Origin of the sequence: Paenibacillus sp. FSL R10-2788 (genome assembly GCF_038003885.1) — a bacterium.
Classification (GTDB): domain Bacteria; phylum Bacillota; class Bacilli; order Paenibacillales; family Paenibacillaceae; genus Paenibacillus_AQ; species Paenibacillus_AQ odorifer.
In genome coordinates this window covers 1,603,306-1,619,423 of record NZ_JBBOQA010000001.1, presented here as the reverse complement: position 1 = coordinate 1,619,423, position 16,118 = coordinate 1,603,306, and the positions used below count along the sequence as shown (strand labels likewise).

Below are 16,118 nucleotides of genomic sequence, written 5' to 3'. Positions count from 1 at the left end.
AATATTGTAAATATTGGAATGATAGGATATTCGTTCTTTATTTGTGAATACTTAAAAAAGACACATTTCCATTGCCAACGCCACATTTCGCTTTTAATCTCCTAAATAGCGTGAATACTATAGATCTTTATACTCAAACCAAAAAGCAGCCCTGGGGGCTGCCTTAATCAAATTAATTAGTAAGTGTCTTAGAATCATTCTACGCCGAAGCTTCAATGATCTGTCCTGCCAAAGCAATCAAATCCTCCTTGGTCAGGTGTCCACCGGTTTCCCGAATAATATAATTGACACGGGTCTTTGGATTCATCCATGCAACTGACTTGTACTCCATCTTATCAATAGGTGTGTATACCACCTCTTGGCCACTCACTTTTAGCTTCTGCGACTGTGCATTTGCTGGTTCGGATTCAACAGTCGTATCCTTAGGTCCTGCAGGTTCGGCAGCGATGGCAAGAACTCCTCTTTTACCATTTTTCTCTGTGGTCATATTATAGATGATGTTGATAGCTGTACGCTTCTCCTGCAATTTCTTTACATATATTTTCTTATCGGACGCCTTACCCTCGGCGATCACTTGATAGTATATCTTATCCTGTTCTTTTTTCGTCATATATGGAGAAACAATTGCCCTGAAAAAATTGTAGCCTTCCGGAGGCTCTTGCAATTGCAGTGGCATGGAGGTATTGCCGGCAGCATACTTTTCCACATATTCATTATACGTATTAAACGAAAGGGAATAATATGCACCCGCAGTGGGTGATCCCTTAGCATAGGCTTGATATTCCTTGTCATTAATATACACATATCTGATTTCTCCAGGTTTAAGCTCTTCACTTAATGCTTTCTGCTGCAGATCTTTGAGATTTTTGAATTTTTTTTGTTCCTGATCTGTTTTCGCTTTGGCAGCTTCATCGATGCCCTGAGCTATATATTTGACTTCCGCCTTAATGGCGGTTTCTTCCACAGACTGAGCAACAGTCTTCTCGGCGTAAGCTTCTCCTTTGAAGCCATAACCTAAACCGAACATTAGGGTCATACTGGTCATGGCAATGAGTGTTTTTCTATTATTCATTAAAATACCTCACCTTCCTGTATATGTAGTACTCTTACATAACACTTACGTTACCGGATTTGTGACATCAAATTTCTATACTTATTTCATCATGTCGGCAGCAATTCGGATAACCTCCTCTTTGGTTAAAGAAGAAGACTCCGGTGCAGCAGTCATATCGTATACTACATTTTGTTCTGGATCCGTCCAGACAAGTCTGTATCTATACCCCAACTTTATTTCATTGTTTGTAGTTTCCGTATAGATCAGTTGGGTTCCGTTAACAAGAATATTCTGTACGATTGTGGTGTTCGTCCTTAGTAAGCTTTCCACCGTTCCGGACTTTGCCTTGATGTGTTTGGCATTAATTCTTACCATACTCTCCCCTTTTTTGTATCTCATCGACGAATAGTCATAATTAATACTGGCCGTAGCTTCTTTTTTCCACATAACCCGGTAACCGCCTTCCAGCTTTATACCATCAGTCAGGGCAAGCAGTTCATTCTCGTTGACCTCAAAATCAGGTTGTATCCATGCTTGATCAAAAACATACCCTTCTGGCAGATACTCCGGACGTGGCAAATATGGCACCTTATACTCTTCTGCTTTGGCTAAATAACTGGAATAATCATTAAATAGCATCGCAGGAATAACTCTGCCAAGCTGAGGACGTTCATCTCCAGCACCTTCCTTTTTTAACACGTAAGAAGCGCCCTCTCCCGGTAGTAATAATTTCTCTACAACTCTATATGCCTCTAAATTTTTTTCACTCAGCAGCTCTTCTTCTTTGGTCGCCACTCTCTGAGGAATTTTTACCTTTGAAGGAACTAACGGATTCTTAGATACTTCAATCGTCCCCCCTTCCTTCGTTGCAAGAAGCGGCTCGTATGGCAGCACCTCATATTGAAATTTGGCAGCTTGCCAGGGACTCTCCTTAAACAAGGAATAGCTGCCTCCTACCAAGACAACCAGGATCAGCACCGCTGCCCATCTCCTTACAGGCCTGCTCCACATGCGCTTACGGTATCGTTTGGCATAGGTTTCTGGCTCCACTCTATGCATAATATCTGGGATGTCCCCCTCCTGCTGGTGAGGTACAGGCTTAACAGCAAGGTGACCATTACCTAGCCCGATGGCTTGCATTACAGAATCATGAACATCAACCAGCGGAAGTTTGGCAGAATTATCCCCCTCCTTCAGAAACAACTCTTCGGAAGTCAATTCGTCCTTGCGCATAGTTGTTTCTCCTTTCTTTCAATGACTTCTCTGAGCTTGCACCTTGTCCGCTCGTACCGTTTCCTAACTGTGACCGTACTTTTACCCAGAATTTCACTAATTTCTGCAAATGATTTATCTTCAAAAATGCGCAAAATCAACAGATTGCGTTCCTCCACGCTAAGCTTTTCCAGGGCAGAGGCCACGGATTCACTGAACAACTGATTTTCTACCATTTGTTCAGCGCTTTTAGTGGTTACATCCTGTCTGAGTAACTTTCGCAGCTGATTTTGAAATTTCTTCCGGCGCAGTTGATTCAGGCAATGATTATAGGAAACCCTGTAGAGCCATGAGTTAAAACTCACCTGAGACTCAAAATGGCCGATGTTCTGATAAGCCTTAATAAATATGTCCTGAACCGCATCCTCGGCTTCTTCCTTATTGTTCAACAAGCGAAAGCAGTAGAGGTAGATCCGTTGTTGGTAGAGTCTGATAATATCTGAAAAAAGGTAGACTTCCCCCGCTTGTACCCGCTTTATCTTTTCTTCAATAGAGTCCACGACTGTCTCCTTTCTACTATCAGTACAGTTATAACACTTGAGCGGTCTGTTTCGTGACATTTTTTTCCGTTTTAGCTCCGATTTAACGGAACATACACAAAAAAATCGCTGCTCCTCTCCGCAGGGAGGTGAGCAGCGATGCTTAAAACAGAAGAACGCAAGGGATGGTTATACACGTATTTCCGCTCTTCAGATTAAAAATGAACATGAGCTAATTCAGAGTTTTTTTCTCTGCTGCCGGGACTACAGCTTCCAGATACGGTACAGGATGACTGCCGCTTCAGCACGGGTAAGCGTATCGTTCGGCGCAATTCTATTATTCTTTCCGTTTACGACTCCGGATTTGATCAACAATGATGCGCTGTCTTTTGCGTAGCTGGATATACTTGCTTCATCTAGATAAGCAGCTACAGTACCGCTCGCCTTAACTTGCTTGCCGGCTGCCGCCAGCGCGCGTGCTGTCAGCACCATCATATCTTGTCTGGAGATATTGCTATTGGGTCTGAACGTATCATCTTTAAAACCTGTAGCAATTCCCAGTTCCTTCGCGATGACCAGTTCATCATAATAATAGTCCGTCTTTTGGACATCGTTGAACATTATTGCACTTTTGCCCGTTCCCTTCAGTTCAAGCGCTCTTACGAGGAGAGCAATGAAATCCGCTCGTTTGATTGAATCTGCAGGTGAAAAGTTGTTCACCGACGTTCCTTTGATGATATCGCGAGCCGCCATAACGCCTATAGCTTGTTTAGCCCATGACAGATTCTGCAGATCTCCGAAGTCTTTCTTTACGAAGGTTACTGCATAAGTGCTGAAGTGGGTTGTTTGAAAGACAACCGTTTGGGTTGCAGCATCATATCGACCGTTCGGAACCGGCATTACGTTGCCTTTGCCATCGATGTACCAAACGACGATAAGCTCTGGATGGTTAAGCTCCTCCGCTGTCGGCACGTAAGGAATGGCTATCGTTACAGGTGCGTTAGGGTTATTCCAAGGAATAACTTTGTCACCTGCTACTAAGCTTAGACCGATAATTGGATGGTTGCCAATCATATTGCGGGTAGCTGCTTCCAAGCTGTCCGTGGTGACTTTATTTATTCGTATGGATACTTGTTCAGCACTGTCTGTTACATTGGACAACATATTGCTTGGAATTTGAATTGTGGTTTTTTCCGTCTTAAGCAATAGTTCATAGTTTTCTTTCCCCATTAGACTTTGGGTCGGTAATTGTATATCATACCCTTTCGTGTCCGTTTGCTTTGGCACTTCAATGATAATTTGTTTCTTGCCGTTTGCCGCTACACTAGCCAGTTCAAGCGCTTTTTTCATGTTGTCGCTGGAGATCGTACCTATGACATACCCATTATCGGACTTTACCTCCAGTTTAATCGTAACAATACCATCTTTGTTTGTAATGGCTCCAGGTTGTGGAGTTGATACAACATTACCGGTGCTGCTACCCGTTGGTGCATTTGTTGGCGCTGGCGTCGCTGTTTGAACAGGTGTCGGGGTTGCCGATGGTTCCGTTGGGTTTGTTGGATCCGTTGGATCTGTTGGGTCAGTTGGGTCTGTTGGATCGGTTGGGCTCGTTGGTGTCGGTGTCGGTGTCGGTGCTGTTGTCGGCGTTGGGGTTGGTTCCGGACCGGCAGATTTCCCCTTTAAAGTAAGCACACCATAAACGGATGTGTCCATATACCCAGTTCCACTCGTATCGTTCCAAGCCGCGACACTTTGACGTGAGCCCTCTTTAGCATCGTTGATCTGTACATCGAAACCAAGCTTTTTATCGTTGTCCGGAGTGATCCCTTGAAGTGGAATCTTCACTTCAACCGTATAGTTTGTTCCGGAAATCTGGGTTGCCGATTCGAAGCCGGCTGCGATACTTGAAGGATTAAATGAAGTCTCGTTGTCAAAATTGACTCTGTACTGGCCATCATCATCTTGATAAAACGTCGTTTTCCCATTATTTTGGTCCACGAAGATTTCAACCGAATCCTGTTCATGTGCATTCACGCTGCTCTTATCAAGCTGCGTATCACTCACCTGGACTAGGACATATAAATATTGATCATCCCAGAGTGCTTTTGCTACTCCACTCGCTCCTTGCCAAGCGGTTTGATACCGATTGACCGGAATCTCAGCGGTTTGGCTCCAGATCTCGTCAACTGTTCCGTCTATAACAGGTGCAGCGAATTTGGCAGTAGATTGATTGGCTTCTACTGATTCAGGCTCATGCTCTTCAATGAAGGTATCAGGATCGATAACGCCATAGTAAGCCGGCTTAGCTTGCAGATTTTTATCGAATAACAACGGATTGGATGAAGCTCTCCAGCTTGTGTTATCATCCATTCCCCAGAAGGTAACACGTTTGATAGAATCAGCGTGATCCCTGAAGATATTTAACAACTGTGCATACAGATAACCCTGCGCATTAGCAAGCTTTTCAGAAAGCTGATAGTTGCTTCCGGCCTGAATGTCCAGCTCAGTTATGCTTACTTCGACACCCAAGGAAATGAACTTTTCCAAGGATAGCTTCACATTCTCTGGGTTCGTATTGATGCTGTAGTGCCCCTGCATGCCAACCCCGTCGATAAGCAATTTGCCAGGGTGAGTCAGCGCGTACCTATCATTGATTTCTTTGACCATACTGTAGATGGCCTGCGCTTTATTCTGATTGTCTTCGTTATAATCGTTGTAATAGAGCTTAATATCCCAATCTGGATGCGTGTCCAGCACTTCTCTTGCCGCCAGGAAGGCTTGCTCTACGTAATCTGCTCCAATAGCACTTTTCCATGGGGCGGAACGCAGCGCAGTTTTCCAATCTGTTGGGTTGGATGGGTTATCGCTCATCGCCTCATTTACAACATCCCAGGAGATCACCTTGTCACCAAAATGCTCCATAACGGTTTGGATATGGGTCTGCAAATTCATAAGAGCTTCATCCCGTCCCAAGGGGATCGTGTTGTTAGCTGCGTCTGTTGTTGTATTCAGCCATGCAGGCGATTGTTGATGCCATACCAACACATGTCCATGCATCTGCATGCCCTCAGCCAGTACTTTATCTACAATTGTATCTGCCGCGGTAAACGTGAAGTTGCCCTTCGTAGGCTGCAACGCGTCCGGCTTCATGGCATTACCTGCCGTAGCAACATTGTGATGCATTTTCAGAAGCTCAAGTCTGACACCTTCCAGATCCTCAGCGGTTATCGCATTTCCGATCAGAAAATCACTCTGGTAAGCATCCTTAATCGGCACAAGATCTTTTTCGATATCAACCGGGCCAGAGCCTACCTTTTCAAAATTAATATCATCGATATAAAATGAGGCCGCGCTATTACTGGAGCTTTCCACATAAATGGTCAAATACTCACTGCTTACATTGTTATAACGGTAAGTTCCCTCGAACTGAATCCAGCCATCGCTTGCGCTGATGGTTTTAGGTGCGAGCTGCACATAATTGGCGCTGCTTCCATCGCCAACCTGCGTGGACAGCTGAAGCTGCGAGCTTGCTGGCTGGATCAGCTTGACCCATAACGAAATTTTATATTCGTAGCCTTTGTCCACAAACTTCTCCACACGTAATGTCGGCCCATGCCATGTACTGGTTCTGCCCTCAACCTTCAAAGCGTATGAACCACCATCTGTATGATTCGCTTCATTAGTAACCGTAAGCGTTTCAGTACCTGCTCTGCCTTCAAAACCACCTGCCGTTTGATCCTCAAAAGTAACAGTGGTAAAAGGTAAAGCTGGGTCTCTAGGTGTTTCTGGTGTTGGAGTTGGCTCTACTGTAGCCACCTTTTCTGTGACCAATACATCCCCAATGTAGAACGGAACCGTTTTCCCTTCATCGTTGGATTGAACACGCAGTGTTGTTTCTTTGTCCGTATCCACGGTAAATTCTTTCGTCAAGGTGACCGCTTGGCCTGCTTCATAACTCACATTTGCCAAAAGAGCGTAGCTGCCTATCGCTTGAAGATAAGCTTGGGCACCACTAGGTACAGTCACATCAGCGTCTACATACACGGATGCAGTTACCGTGTAGGTTTTGCCGTTTTCTAGGCCCATATCCCTGAATTTAAAATCAACCGCGTCCCAGTTATTCGCTCGGTTGCTTACATATAAAGCTGCCCCGTCAGCATTGCCCGCAAAAACTTTTCCGGTGACAGGGGTTAGGTTAGCGCTACCTGATTGTGAGGCTAAACCTTTGCCACTCGCAAAAGTTTCGTGATAGATTTCTTTATCCGTTTCCGTCACTGCTTTTTTTGCTGTAATGAGGAGCTCCCCAATGTAGAACGGAACCGTTTTCCCGTCATCGTTGGATTGAACACGCAGCGTTGTATCTTTGTCCGTATCCACGGTAAATTCTTTCGTCAAGGTGACCGCTTGGCCTGCTTCATAATTCACATTTGCCAAAAGAGCGTAGCTGCCTATCGCTTGAAGATAAGCTTGGGCACCGCTAGGTACAATCACATCAGCGTCTACATACACGGATGCAGTTACCGTGTAGGTTTTGCCGTTTTCTAGGCCCATATCGCTGAATTTAAAATCAGCCGCGTCCCAGTTATTCGCTCGGTTGCTTACATATAAAGCTGCACCGTCAGCATTGCCCGCAAAAACTTTATCGGTCACAGGTGTAAGGCTAGCACTGCCTGCTTGAGCTGCAATACCCTTGCCACTCGCAAAAGTTTCGTGATATACCGTTACCGTATCTGATGATACTGTCGTATCCTGCACCGCAGCTTCAGTAACCGGAGCGATCCAGCTTGTCGGAATAAGCAAGGCAGCTGCGAGTAAAATCGAGATTACTTGTTTAAGCATTCTACTCATTTAATGCATTCCTCCTCTAGTGATTTTCATAAAAATCAGTTAATGACCTACCTTATTAGCACCAGCCCTATATTCCCACGCTAATTTCTTTACCTGCTAAATCCTCAATTTCAACAGTGGCACAATCATTCCGAAGAGCAGTAGAACATCATCACAAATGAATCTTTTTACTTACAGACCCCCTCCTTATATGTAAACGCTTTCATGTGTACTCACACTATTTTACAGCCTCGCTGCTACGCACTACTACGCTAATATTAAAGGTGTTACCCCCCATAATTATAGGAAAACGTATGTATGATTAAAGATTCTACGTATTTAACCCAAAAGAAAACCCCACTTACGGACCGTTGAACGTAACGGAAGGTAACGGGGACTTGGTTTGTTATTTGTTCTGCGGCGTAATTAAATTGTCTGTTTGGATAACGCTCCAAAATATTCTACAACTACCTCCCGAAATTCCAAAGCAGCCTGCGAAATGTACCGGCTCCTGTGCCACAATAAAGCTATCTCCCTTTCCAATTCGTGATTCTCTACTTGGAGGTATTGGATATCTTCCCGTGAATTCCGTGCCGTGCTTGGTATGAAAGCTAAGCCAATTTCAGCTTCCACAAGAGTGCTAAGCCTTGCAGGTTCATCCCCCTCATACACATATTTAGGCACAAATCCAACCGATTTGCATACAGAGTCTATTAAATCGCGAGTACCATAACCACTCTTTACACCAACAAACCATTCATCCCTTAGCTCTGTCAAAGATACGCTGCCTCGATTAGCCAGCCGATGCCCCTTTGGAACAGCCACAAGAATCGGATCGATAAAGACGATTTGACATTCGATGTCATCCCCTTTTATTGGAGGTGAGGATAAGCAATAATCAACCTCTCCTCTATTAAGAAGCGTAACCATTTCCTGCGTGGTCAGCATTTGCACATGGTATTGAATATCAGGCCGCTTTTTCCGAAACTCTCGCAGGATATTGGGTAAAGTGCTTGCGGTCGTCACCGCTAATTCGAGTGTGCCATGTTCAGGACTGGATAAATCGCTAAGCTCCTGTTTTCCCTGCTCCAATTCAAACAATGCTCTTTCAGCTCGGCGAAGGAACCGGCTTCCGGACTCATTCAGTCGCAGCTTTCTTCCTACCCGATCGAATAAAGGTACCCCCAGATCCTCCTCCAAACGCTGAATCGTTTTGCTTAGTGAAGATTGAGTAACGTGTAGATTTCGTGCAGCTTCAGTCATATGTTCCAACCGAGCTACCGCGAGAAAATATTGCAGTTGCAGAAGTTCCATTTCGCACCTCCATTCATTCCCTCAAGTCAATGAGATCATAACATAAAATGCGTTGGAATGAATAATCGATTTCAAGTACGATGACATTAATAAGCTTTAGGGGGATTTAAAATGAGTGTTCGCAACAGGTGGTTAATGATTTCAGTAGGTCTGGGGATTTTATTGAACCCTTTAAATTCTTCGATGGTGTCTGTGGCTATTCCAAGGCTGCAAAATGTATTCCAGCTTGACTATACAGGTGTTTCCTGGATTATTTTTTCTTTTTACATTGCAAGCAGCATCGCTCAACCTGTCATGGGAAAGGCCAGCGATTTATTCGGCCGGAGGAAAATATTTCTTACCGGGCTTGTCGTATCCTTCATTGCAGGTTTATTAGCTCCTCTCTCCCCAAACTTTGGCTGTCTCATCGTGTTCCGTATTGTGCAAGCCATTGGAACTAGCATGATGGTTGCCGTTGGAATGGCCATTGTGCGGATTCATATTACGGAGAAACAAGCGACCGCACTGTCTGTTTTATCCATCTTCCTATCCGGCGCGGCAGCAATTGGACCCTTTATTGGCGGGGTTATTATTCACTGGTGGGACTGGCCAGCTATCTTTTTCGTCAATATTCCATTCGTGGTGGCGAGCTTTCTATTATCTTGGAGGCATATCCCCAAGGACGAACCGTCAACAACCATTACCCGGGGAATGTCCCTGCGCAAATGGTTTGATTTGATTGATGCGTCAGGAATCCTGCTCTTCACTGTGGGGCTGGTTGGCGTGCTCCTTGGATTGCTTTCAGCAAAATCATCCGGACATATCTCATTAATACATGTCATTACCTTGCTAACAGGACTCATTCTGCTGGGGGCATTCGTCCGGCATGAGCTAAAAGCGGCGTCACCCTTTATTCCTTTACGTACATTTGCCAAATATCCGGCAATGACTTGGGTTAATGTTGAATTCATGCTCGTTAATGTACTTTTTTACTCACTCTTTTTCGGGATTCCATCCTACTTGCAAATGGTACGTCATGTCAGTGAATTCCAAACTGGGATTCTCATGCTAACGCTGGGATTATGCTCGCTGGTTACTGCTCCAATAGCAGGACGCTGGATCGATAGATCAGGACCCCGGCCAGCATTGCTGGTGTCCGGGGTCCTGATGACATTGGGATCAGTGTGGCTTGTGACCTTAAATCAGACTTCACCGGTGATCAGTGTATGTGTGGCTTTAGCTGCATTTGGTATCAGCAACGGATTGAACAATGTCGGCCTGCAAGCAGCCTTGTTCCAAAGTTCTCCAAAAGAAATCATCGGTGTAGCCTCCGGATTATTTAATACCTCAAGATACCTGGGAACCATTCTCTCTTCATTGTTAATAGGTATCATAATGGGAGGTAAGTTTAGCTTCGAGGGATTTCAAGTCCTTGGGGTTATCCTCACGGTAATTGCATTGTCTTTGGTATTCATGAGTCGGAAGCACCGTGAGTCAGGGCAATTGCAGGAATCGGCTAATTCGGGCGCTAACAAATAGGAAAGTGCAGACAAATAAGACCTGTCATCAGACGGGTCTTGTTTTGTTATTTTAACGAGATCAATTGATCCCCCTTCTGCCACTTATAGAGTTTTTAAGCTTACATTGCATATAAAAGGTATATACGATACTTCCAAAAAACAATCCAACAGTTAGCCCATTTGCTGAAGAATAAATGATATGAAATACGCTGCTATGGTAAAAAATCAACATCACATTCAGAATATATTTAACAATAAAATTCAGTAGGACAATAAATAATGGAAGATAACTTTTCTTTTTGAACACTACTGATTCTTTTCTAACAAAGGATTGGTACCTCTTATTTAAAAGATAGCCAATCAGGAAACCTGGAATGATAAAGATCATATAACTCGTCAACGTTAGACCTAATTGAGGAAAAGTAGTTGTTATTGTCCGTAATCCCCATGCCATAAAAATAAGCGGGGCAATAAACATCCGTGAAAAAATAACAGGCCGTTCCTGAGAATTTTTAATCCCCATTATGAACAAAAGAATGAATAATATCCACACCCATGATGGTGTGCTTGAAATTACTTGTGTGACTGTAATGTGCATTATATTTCCTCCTTGTATAGAGCGTTGCAGTTCCACTGTGTTGCCTTACTAATAATAAAAAATCATAGGGACTAACACATCTACACAGCGATTGATTTATAAGCAACGATACCTCTATCTAGAGATATACAATGTTTGAGCAGACCCCACAAACAAAACAAAAAAAGACCGGTTGTGGCCGGTCTTTCTAACTACATGGCTATTTTTTTATAGAACAACTTCTCCCTCTGTTACTCTACCATCCCTGTCCGTATAGCCAATACAACAGCTTGTGTACGATCTTCGACCTCAAGCTTTTGGAGAATACGATGAATATGAGTCTTAACCGTGCCCTGTGAAATATTCAGAATTTCCGCAATTTCAGAGTTCCTGCGCCCGTATGCCATTTGTTGGAGTACATCAAGTTCACGTTCGGTCAGAGATTCAGAAAAATCATCTGATGCTTGCTCTGTTTTGTTTAGTTTAGCATCACTCGAAATGGCTGCTATAAGCGCCTTACTTGCAGTAGGTGTCCTGTAAATTGCATTACCTTGATTCGCCCAGCGTATTCCCGCAAGAACTTCTTGCATATCCGTATCCTTCAACAAGTACCCTACTGCGCCTGCACGTATCCCTTCAATAACATAGGCTTGAACATCAAAAGTGGTTAGAAGTACAATCTTAATTTCTGGACTTACACGGAGAACTTTGCGAGTTGCTTCAAGCCCCGAGGAATTAGGCATTTGAATATCCATTAACACAATATCGGGTTTAGTTTCAAGTGAAACAAGGTAAGCTTCCTCCCCATCACAGGCTTCTCCTACGCATTCCATATCAGGTTGTGAATCTATAATGTACCTTAATCCTTGCCGGACGAAAGGCTGATCGTCAGCAAGTACAATCCTAATTATTTTATCCAAGTGAACTACTCCTTCTCTTCCACAATAGGTCTACATGCAACGGGAACGACTGCCTGCAGGCGAAAGCCATGAGGTTCTATAGACGAAAAAAAACAGTAGCCCCCCGATGCTTTACACCGCTTTGTTACGCCATTTAGACCATACCCTAAATTTAAAGGTTCTTCTTTAGCAGTTACTCCATTGTCTGTGACCGTAAGGTAAATCGTATCGTTTACTTCTTCAATATCAATGCTGGCAATAGTCGCATTTGAATGACGAAGCACATTGGTTAATGACTCCTGCAGAACTCGATATAACACGATACTTGTTTCAATAGGCCACTCTGTGACTTCCGAGTTTTTGATTAAGTTTGAACTGTATAGAAGATCTGCTTTGAGTTTGGGCTACGAGGCCTTTTAAAGCAACTAGCCCTAAACCCATTTCGTCATTTGACCATTCCTTTACCGCAACTCGAACTTCCGCCATAGCTTGACGAGCAATAGTAATTAACTGGCTGGTGGACTCAGCTGCTCTTTTAGGATCATTTACTTGCATAATCTGAAGGGCTTGCAATTGTACTATCAGTGAAGTCAATTGATGACCCAGTCCATCATGAATTTCGCTGGCAAGCCGGGTTCTTTCTTCTAAAGCTGCATAACGTACCGAATGAACCATAGCTTCTTGAAGTTCGTTATGCGTAGCCTCCAGCTCTTTATGAGTTTTATTTAACTCTTCAAGGTGGAGCGTTGTTAAGTAGTGAGCATCTCTTCTGATTTTTATACTTCGCGCTACGAGGATTACACAAAGCAGCCCTAAAAAACTGCCTAAGGACAATGAATAAATCAGAAAAACAGCAGTAAGTGTAGTGATTCCAACAATAAAAGAAACACGGGGATAAACTCGATTCATAAATAGGATAATAAAATAAAGCGGCCATAGTAAACTTGTATTCGGTGAGCCAAAAACATAATGAAGCACTAATATAATCAAAATCATTATAAAAGTAACAGCATAATATTTCACTTCAGTCCACCAAGCGTTTTTTGCCCAAATCAACACCATATATAGCAACAACACGATCAGACCACCTAGAAGGTTAATGAATCCTTGACCGCTATAATCTTTGTAATAGGAAATTGCTAAGAGCAATGACCCAACGAAACGAACCAGATTTACATATATTTTTTCTTCCTTGAATGTAAACTTCACGAGGTTCCTCCAAATTTCTATCTAGTTCAGAACTCAATTTATTACAAGGTTCGACAGTATTAATACTATACGTCAAGCTCAATGCTCAGTCCAATTTCAAGCTCAAAAGACACATTTATAATGTAAAAACAGTTTATGCAGCTCGATATTTTGAAACTTGTCCCGGCTTGAACCGTAATTTTTAAGAACAAAGACACAGCACAGCAGAGAGGAGCTATCATTAGTGGAATATTACCGCAACAATGTAGCCGACAGTTTACAGGATGTTCAGAGTTCAGCTAACGGGCTTACTTCGGCAGAAGTCGACAATCGTCTAAAAGATTATGGTTTTAACGAATTAAAAGGAAAGAAAAAAGATCCTGTTTGGAAGCTTTTTCTTGAAAACTTCAAAGACCCTATGGTAGTCGTACTGCTTATAGCCGCCATTGTCCAGATTGTTATGGGACAAGTTATGGAGTCGCTTATTATTTTCCTCGTGTTGATTCTCAATGCAGTTATAAGTGTCATCCAGACCCGTAAAGCGGAGAGTTCACTTGATGCCTTGCAGCAGATGTCAGCACCCGAGGCCAAAGTGCTGCGTGATGGAGAATTAAAAACCGTCCCGGCAAGGGAACTTGTACGCGGTGATATCGTCTGGCTGGAAGCCGGCGATTTTGTACCCGCCGATGGCCGGATTATAGAATCGGAAAGCTTAAAAATAAATGAGGGTATGCTAACCGGAGAATCCGAAGCTGTGGAAAAGCATACAAATATCATCGCGAAAGAATCTCCGCTTGGAGACCGGCGTAATATGGCGTTCAGCGGTTCACTAGTTGTATATGGCCGCGGAACGCTAGTAGTAACGGGAACTGCACTCACTACCGAAATCGGAAAAATTGCTGAACTCATTGAAAGCGCCGAAGCCAAGCAAACACCGCTGCAGCGCAAGCTCGAAACATTCAGCAAGCAGCTGGGGGTAGCAATTATACTCCTGTCCATTGTAATCTTTGCCATCCAGGCCGGACGTGTTTGGTTATCGAATGAGACTGTGGATACAACAGAAGCTATCCTGAATGCGTTAATGTTTGCAGTCGCTGTGGCGGTTGCTGCGATTCCCGAAGCTCTTTCCTCAATAGTAACTATTGTCCTATCCGTAGGTACTAATAAGATGGCTAAGCAACATGCGATTATTCGTAAGCTACCCGCTGTCGAAGCCCTTGGGTCAACCAGTGTCATCTGTACAGATAAAACCGGTACCCTCACCCAGAATAAAATGACTGTTGTAGATTACTTTCTACCAGAAGGTGACCGTGATCAATTCAATCAAGCGCCTGAAGAATGGTCTGAAGAAGCCCGGCGGCTCCTGCATATTGCCGTGCTCTGCAACGACTCTAACATTAATGAGGATGGTAAAGAGCTGGGTGATCCTACAGAGGTAGCACTTATTGCCTTCAGCAACAGCAAGAATAAAGATTATAAGGAAATACGCGATAATTTCCCTCGCGAAGCCGAACTACCTTTTGACTCGGATCGCAAGCTGATGACGACCTTGCATACTTTTAACGGACAAAAAGCAATGATTACTAAAGGTGGACCCGATGTGCTCTTTGGTCTATGCTCGCATGTACTGTTAAGTGGAAAAGAAGTGCCGATGACACCAGAAGTTCTTGAACGCTTCTTCGAAGCCAATGAGGAGTTCTCCAGCAGAGCACTCCGTGTACTTGCCTATGCCTACAAAACCGTACCAAATACAGTTACTGAAGTCGGATTGGAGGATGAACAAAATCTAGTGCTCGTAGGTTTGACAGCTATGATTGATCCACCTCGGGAAGCTGTCTACGGCGCGATCGCAGAGTCTCAGAAGGCTGGAATCCGAACCATCATGATTACCGGTGATCATAAGACAACCGCACAAGCGATCGGCCGCGATATCGGTCTGATGACTGAGAATGAAATTGCCGTAACCGGCCAAGAACTCGATGCCATGTCTGACGAGGAACTTGATCAAAAACTTGAACAGATCGGTGTCTACGCCCGTGTCTCTCCGGAGAACAAGATCAGAATTGTCCGCGCGTGGCAGCGGAAAGGCAAAATAACAGCCATGACCGGTGATGGTGTAAATGACGCGCCTGCTTTGAAACAAGCAGATATCGGAGTTGCCATGGGCAGTGGAACCGATGTTGCCAAAGATGCGGCTGCCATGATTTTGACCGATGATAATTTTGTATCCATTGTCAATGCTGTATCTGTGGGCAGAACGGTATTTGACAATATTAAAAAAGCGATCGCCTATTTGTTCTCAGGTAACCTGGGTGCAATTATCGCCATCCTCTTTGCCCTTATTTTCAACTGGATTAATCCTTTCACAGCGATTCAGCTTCTATTCATCAATCTGGCGAATGATTCTCTGCCCGCCATAGCTCTTGGGATGGAAAAACCTGAACCTAATGTGATGAACAGAAAACCAAGAGAGCTCAAAGAAGGAATATTCGCAGGAGGAATGATGCAGGCCATTGTCACTCGTGGTCTACTCATAGGTATAGCTGTTATCATATCCCTGTATATCGGACTTCAGGATTCGCCTGATATGGGCGTAGCTATGGCATTCACAACCCTGATCTTGTCTCGTACATTGCAGACCTTTGCCGCCCGTTCGAACAGTCAAACTGCTATTGAAGCTGGCCTTTTCAGCAACAAATACGTCATCGGAGCCGTTCTGGTCTGCTTTGCCTTTTACGGCATTGCGGTTCTGCCAGGAGTTAGAGAAATCTTCTCGATTCCGGCTTCATTTGGAATGTCAGAGTGGCTGATTGCAGCAGGCTTAGCCCTCGGCTCCCTCATCCTAATGGAATTAACGAAGGTTGTTCGAAGAGCTTTTACACCCAAATCTGTTGAACAGAACCCTGTAAATTCCTGAGTAAGCTATAATCGACTGAAAAAAAAAACAGCGATCTCCAATGATGGAGTATCGCTGTTTTTCTGACATCTAGAGTTAAACCCAGAAAAGCT

The 16,118-nt window shown here is 43.9% G+C and carries 11 protein-coding genes; 2 read left to right on the top strand and 9 right to left on the bottom strand.

Features of this window, described 5'->3' with window-relative positions:
* Positions 1 to 199 precede the first annotated feature (199 nt).
* The 5 genes from NSQ50_RS07080 to NSQ50_RS07060 form a co-directional block, all read right to left on the bottom strand.
* The gene (locus NSQ50_RS07080; protein WP_036675769.1) at positions 200 to 1,072 is read right to left on the bottom strand and encodes a hypothetical protein; all 873 of its coding nucleotides are present in this window, start codon (positions 1,070 to 1,072) and stop codon (positions 200 to 202) included.
* Positions 1,073 to 1,153: 81 nt separating this feature from the next.
* Entirely contained in the window at positions 1,154 to 2,287 is a 1,134-nt protein-coding gene (locus tag NSQ50_RS07075) for a hypothetical protein (RefSeq protein WP_036675771.1), read from the bottom strand.
* Positions 2,269 to 2,826, bottom strand: coding sequence for an RNA polymerase sigma factor (locus tag NSQ50_RS07070; RefSeq protein WP_036675772.1), 558 nt, complete (start codon positions 2,824 to 2,826; stop codon positions 2,269 to 2,271). Before NSQ50_RS07070 ends, NSQ50_RS07075 begins: the two co-directional genes overlap by 19 nt.
* Positions 2,827 to 3,069: 243 nt before the next feature.
* A complete protein-coding gene (locus NSQ50_RS07065; RefSeq protein ID WP_340949316.1) occupies positions 3,070 to 7,653 on the bottom strand; it encodes an endo-1,4-beta-xylanase in 4,584 nt (1,527 codons plus the stop codon).
* 405 nt (positions 7,654 to 8,058) lie between these two features.
* Positions 8,059 to 8,946: a LysR family transcriptional regulator gene (locus NSQ50_RS07060; protein WP_076141183.1), complete on the bottom strand. Its 888-nt coding sequence runs from the start codon at positions 8,944 to 8,946 to the stop codon at positions 8,059 to 8,061.
* Between the two features lie 111 nt (positions 8,947 to 9,057).
* On the opposite strand from NSQ50_RS07060, the gene NSQ50_RS07055 reads away from it, so the two are divergent.
* Positions 9,058 to 10,464, top strand: coding sequence for an MFS transporter (locus NSQ50_RS07055; RefSeq protein WP_076224186.1), 1,407 nt, complete (start codon positions 9,058 to 9,060; stop codon positions 10,462 to 10,464).
* A 60-nt stretch (positions 10,465 to 10,524) separates the two neighbouring features.
* On the opposite strand, the gene NSQ50_RS07050 is transcribed toward NSQ50_RS07055, so the two are convergent.
* From NSQ50_RS07050 to NSQ50_RS07035, 4 genes are all read right to left on the bottom strand, one after another.
* Positions 10,525 to 11,043, bottom strand: a complete 519-nt coding sequence (locus NSQ50_RS07050) for a DUF6622 family protein (RefSeq protein WP_036675779.1) — start codon at positions 11,041 to 11,043, stop codon at positions 10,525 to 10,527.
* Positions 11,044 to 11,273: 230 nt separating this feature from the next.
* A complete protein-coding gene (locus NSQ50_RS07045; RefSeq protein ID WP_076098888.1) occupies positions 11,274 to 11,942 on the bottom strand; it encodes a response regulator in 669 nt (222 codons plus the stop codon).
* Positions 11,943 to 11,947: 5 nt separating this feature from the next.
* Positions 11,948 to 12,241: an ATP-binding protein gene (locus tag NSQ50_RS07040; protein WP_143760513.1), complete on the bottom strand. Its 294-nt coding sequence runs from the start codon at positions 12,239 to 12,241 to the stop codon at positions 11,948 to 11,950.
* A gap of 10 nt (positions 12,242 to 12,251) precedes the next feature.
* Positions 12,252 to 13,130 (bottom strand): sensor histidine kinase, encoded by an 879-nt coding sequence (locus NSQ50_RS07035; protein WP_081386936.1) that lies wholly within the window; start codon positions 13,128 to 13,130, stop codon positions 12,252 to 12,254.
* A gap of 223 nt (positions 13,131 to 13,353) precedes the next feature.
* On the opposite strand from NSQ50_RS07035, the gene NSQ50_RS07030 reads away from it, so the two are divergent.
* Entirely contained in the window at positions 13,354 to 16,026 is a 2,673-nt protein-coding gene (locus tag NSQ50_RS07030; protein WP_038569401.1) for a cation-translocating P-type ATPase, read from the top strand.
* Positions 16,027 to 16,118: the final 92 nt, after the last annotated feature.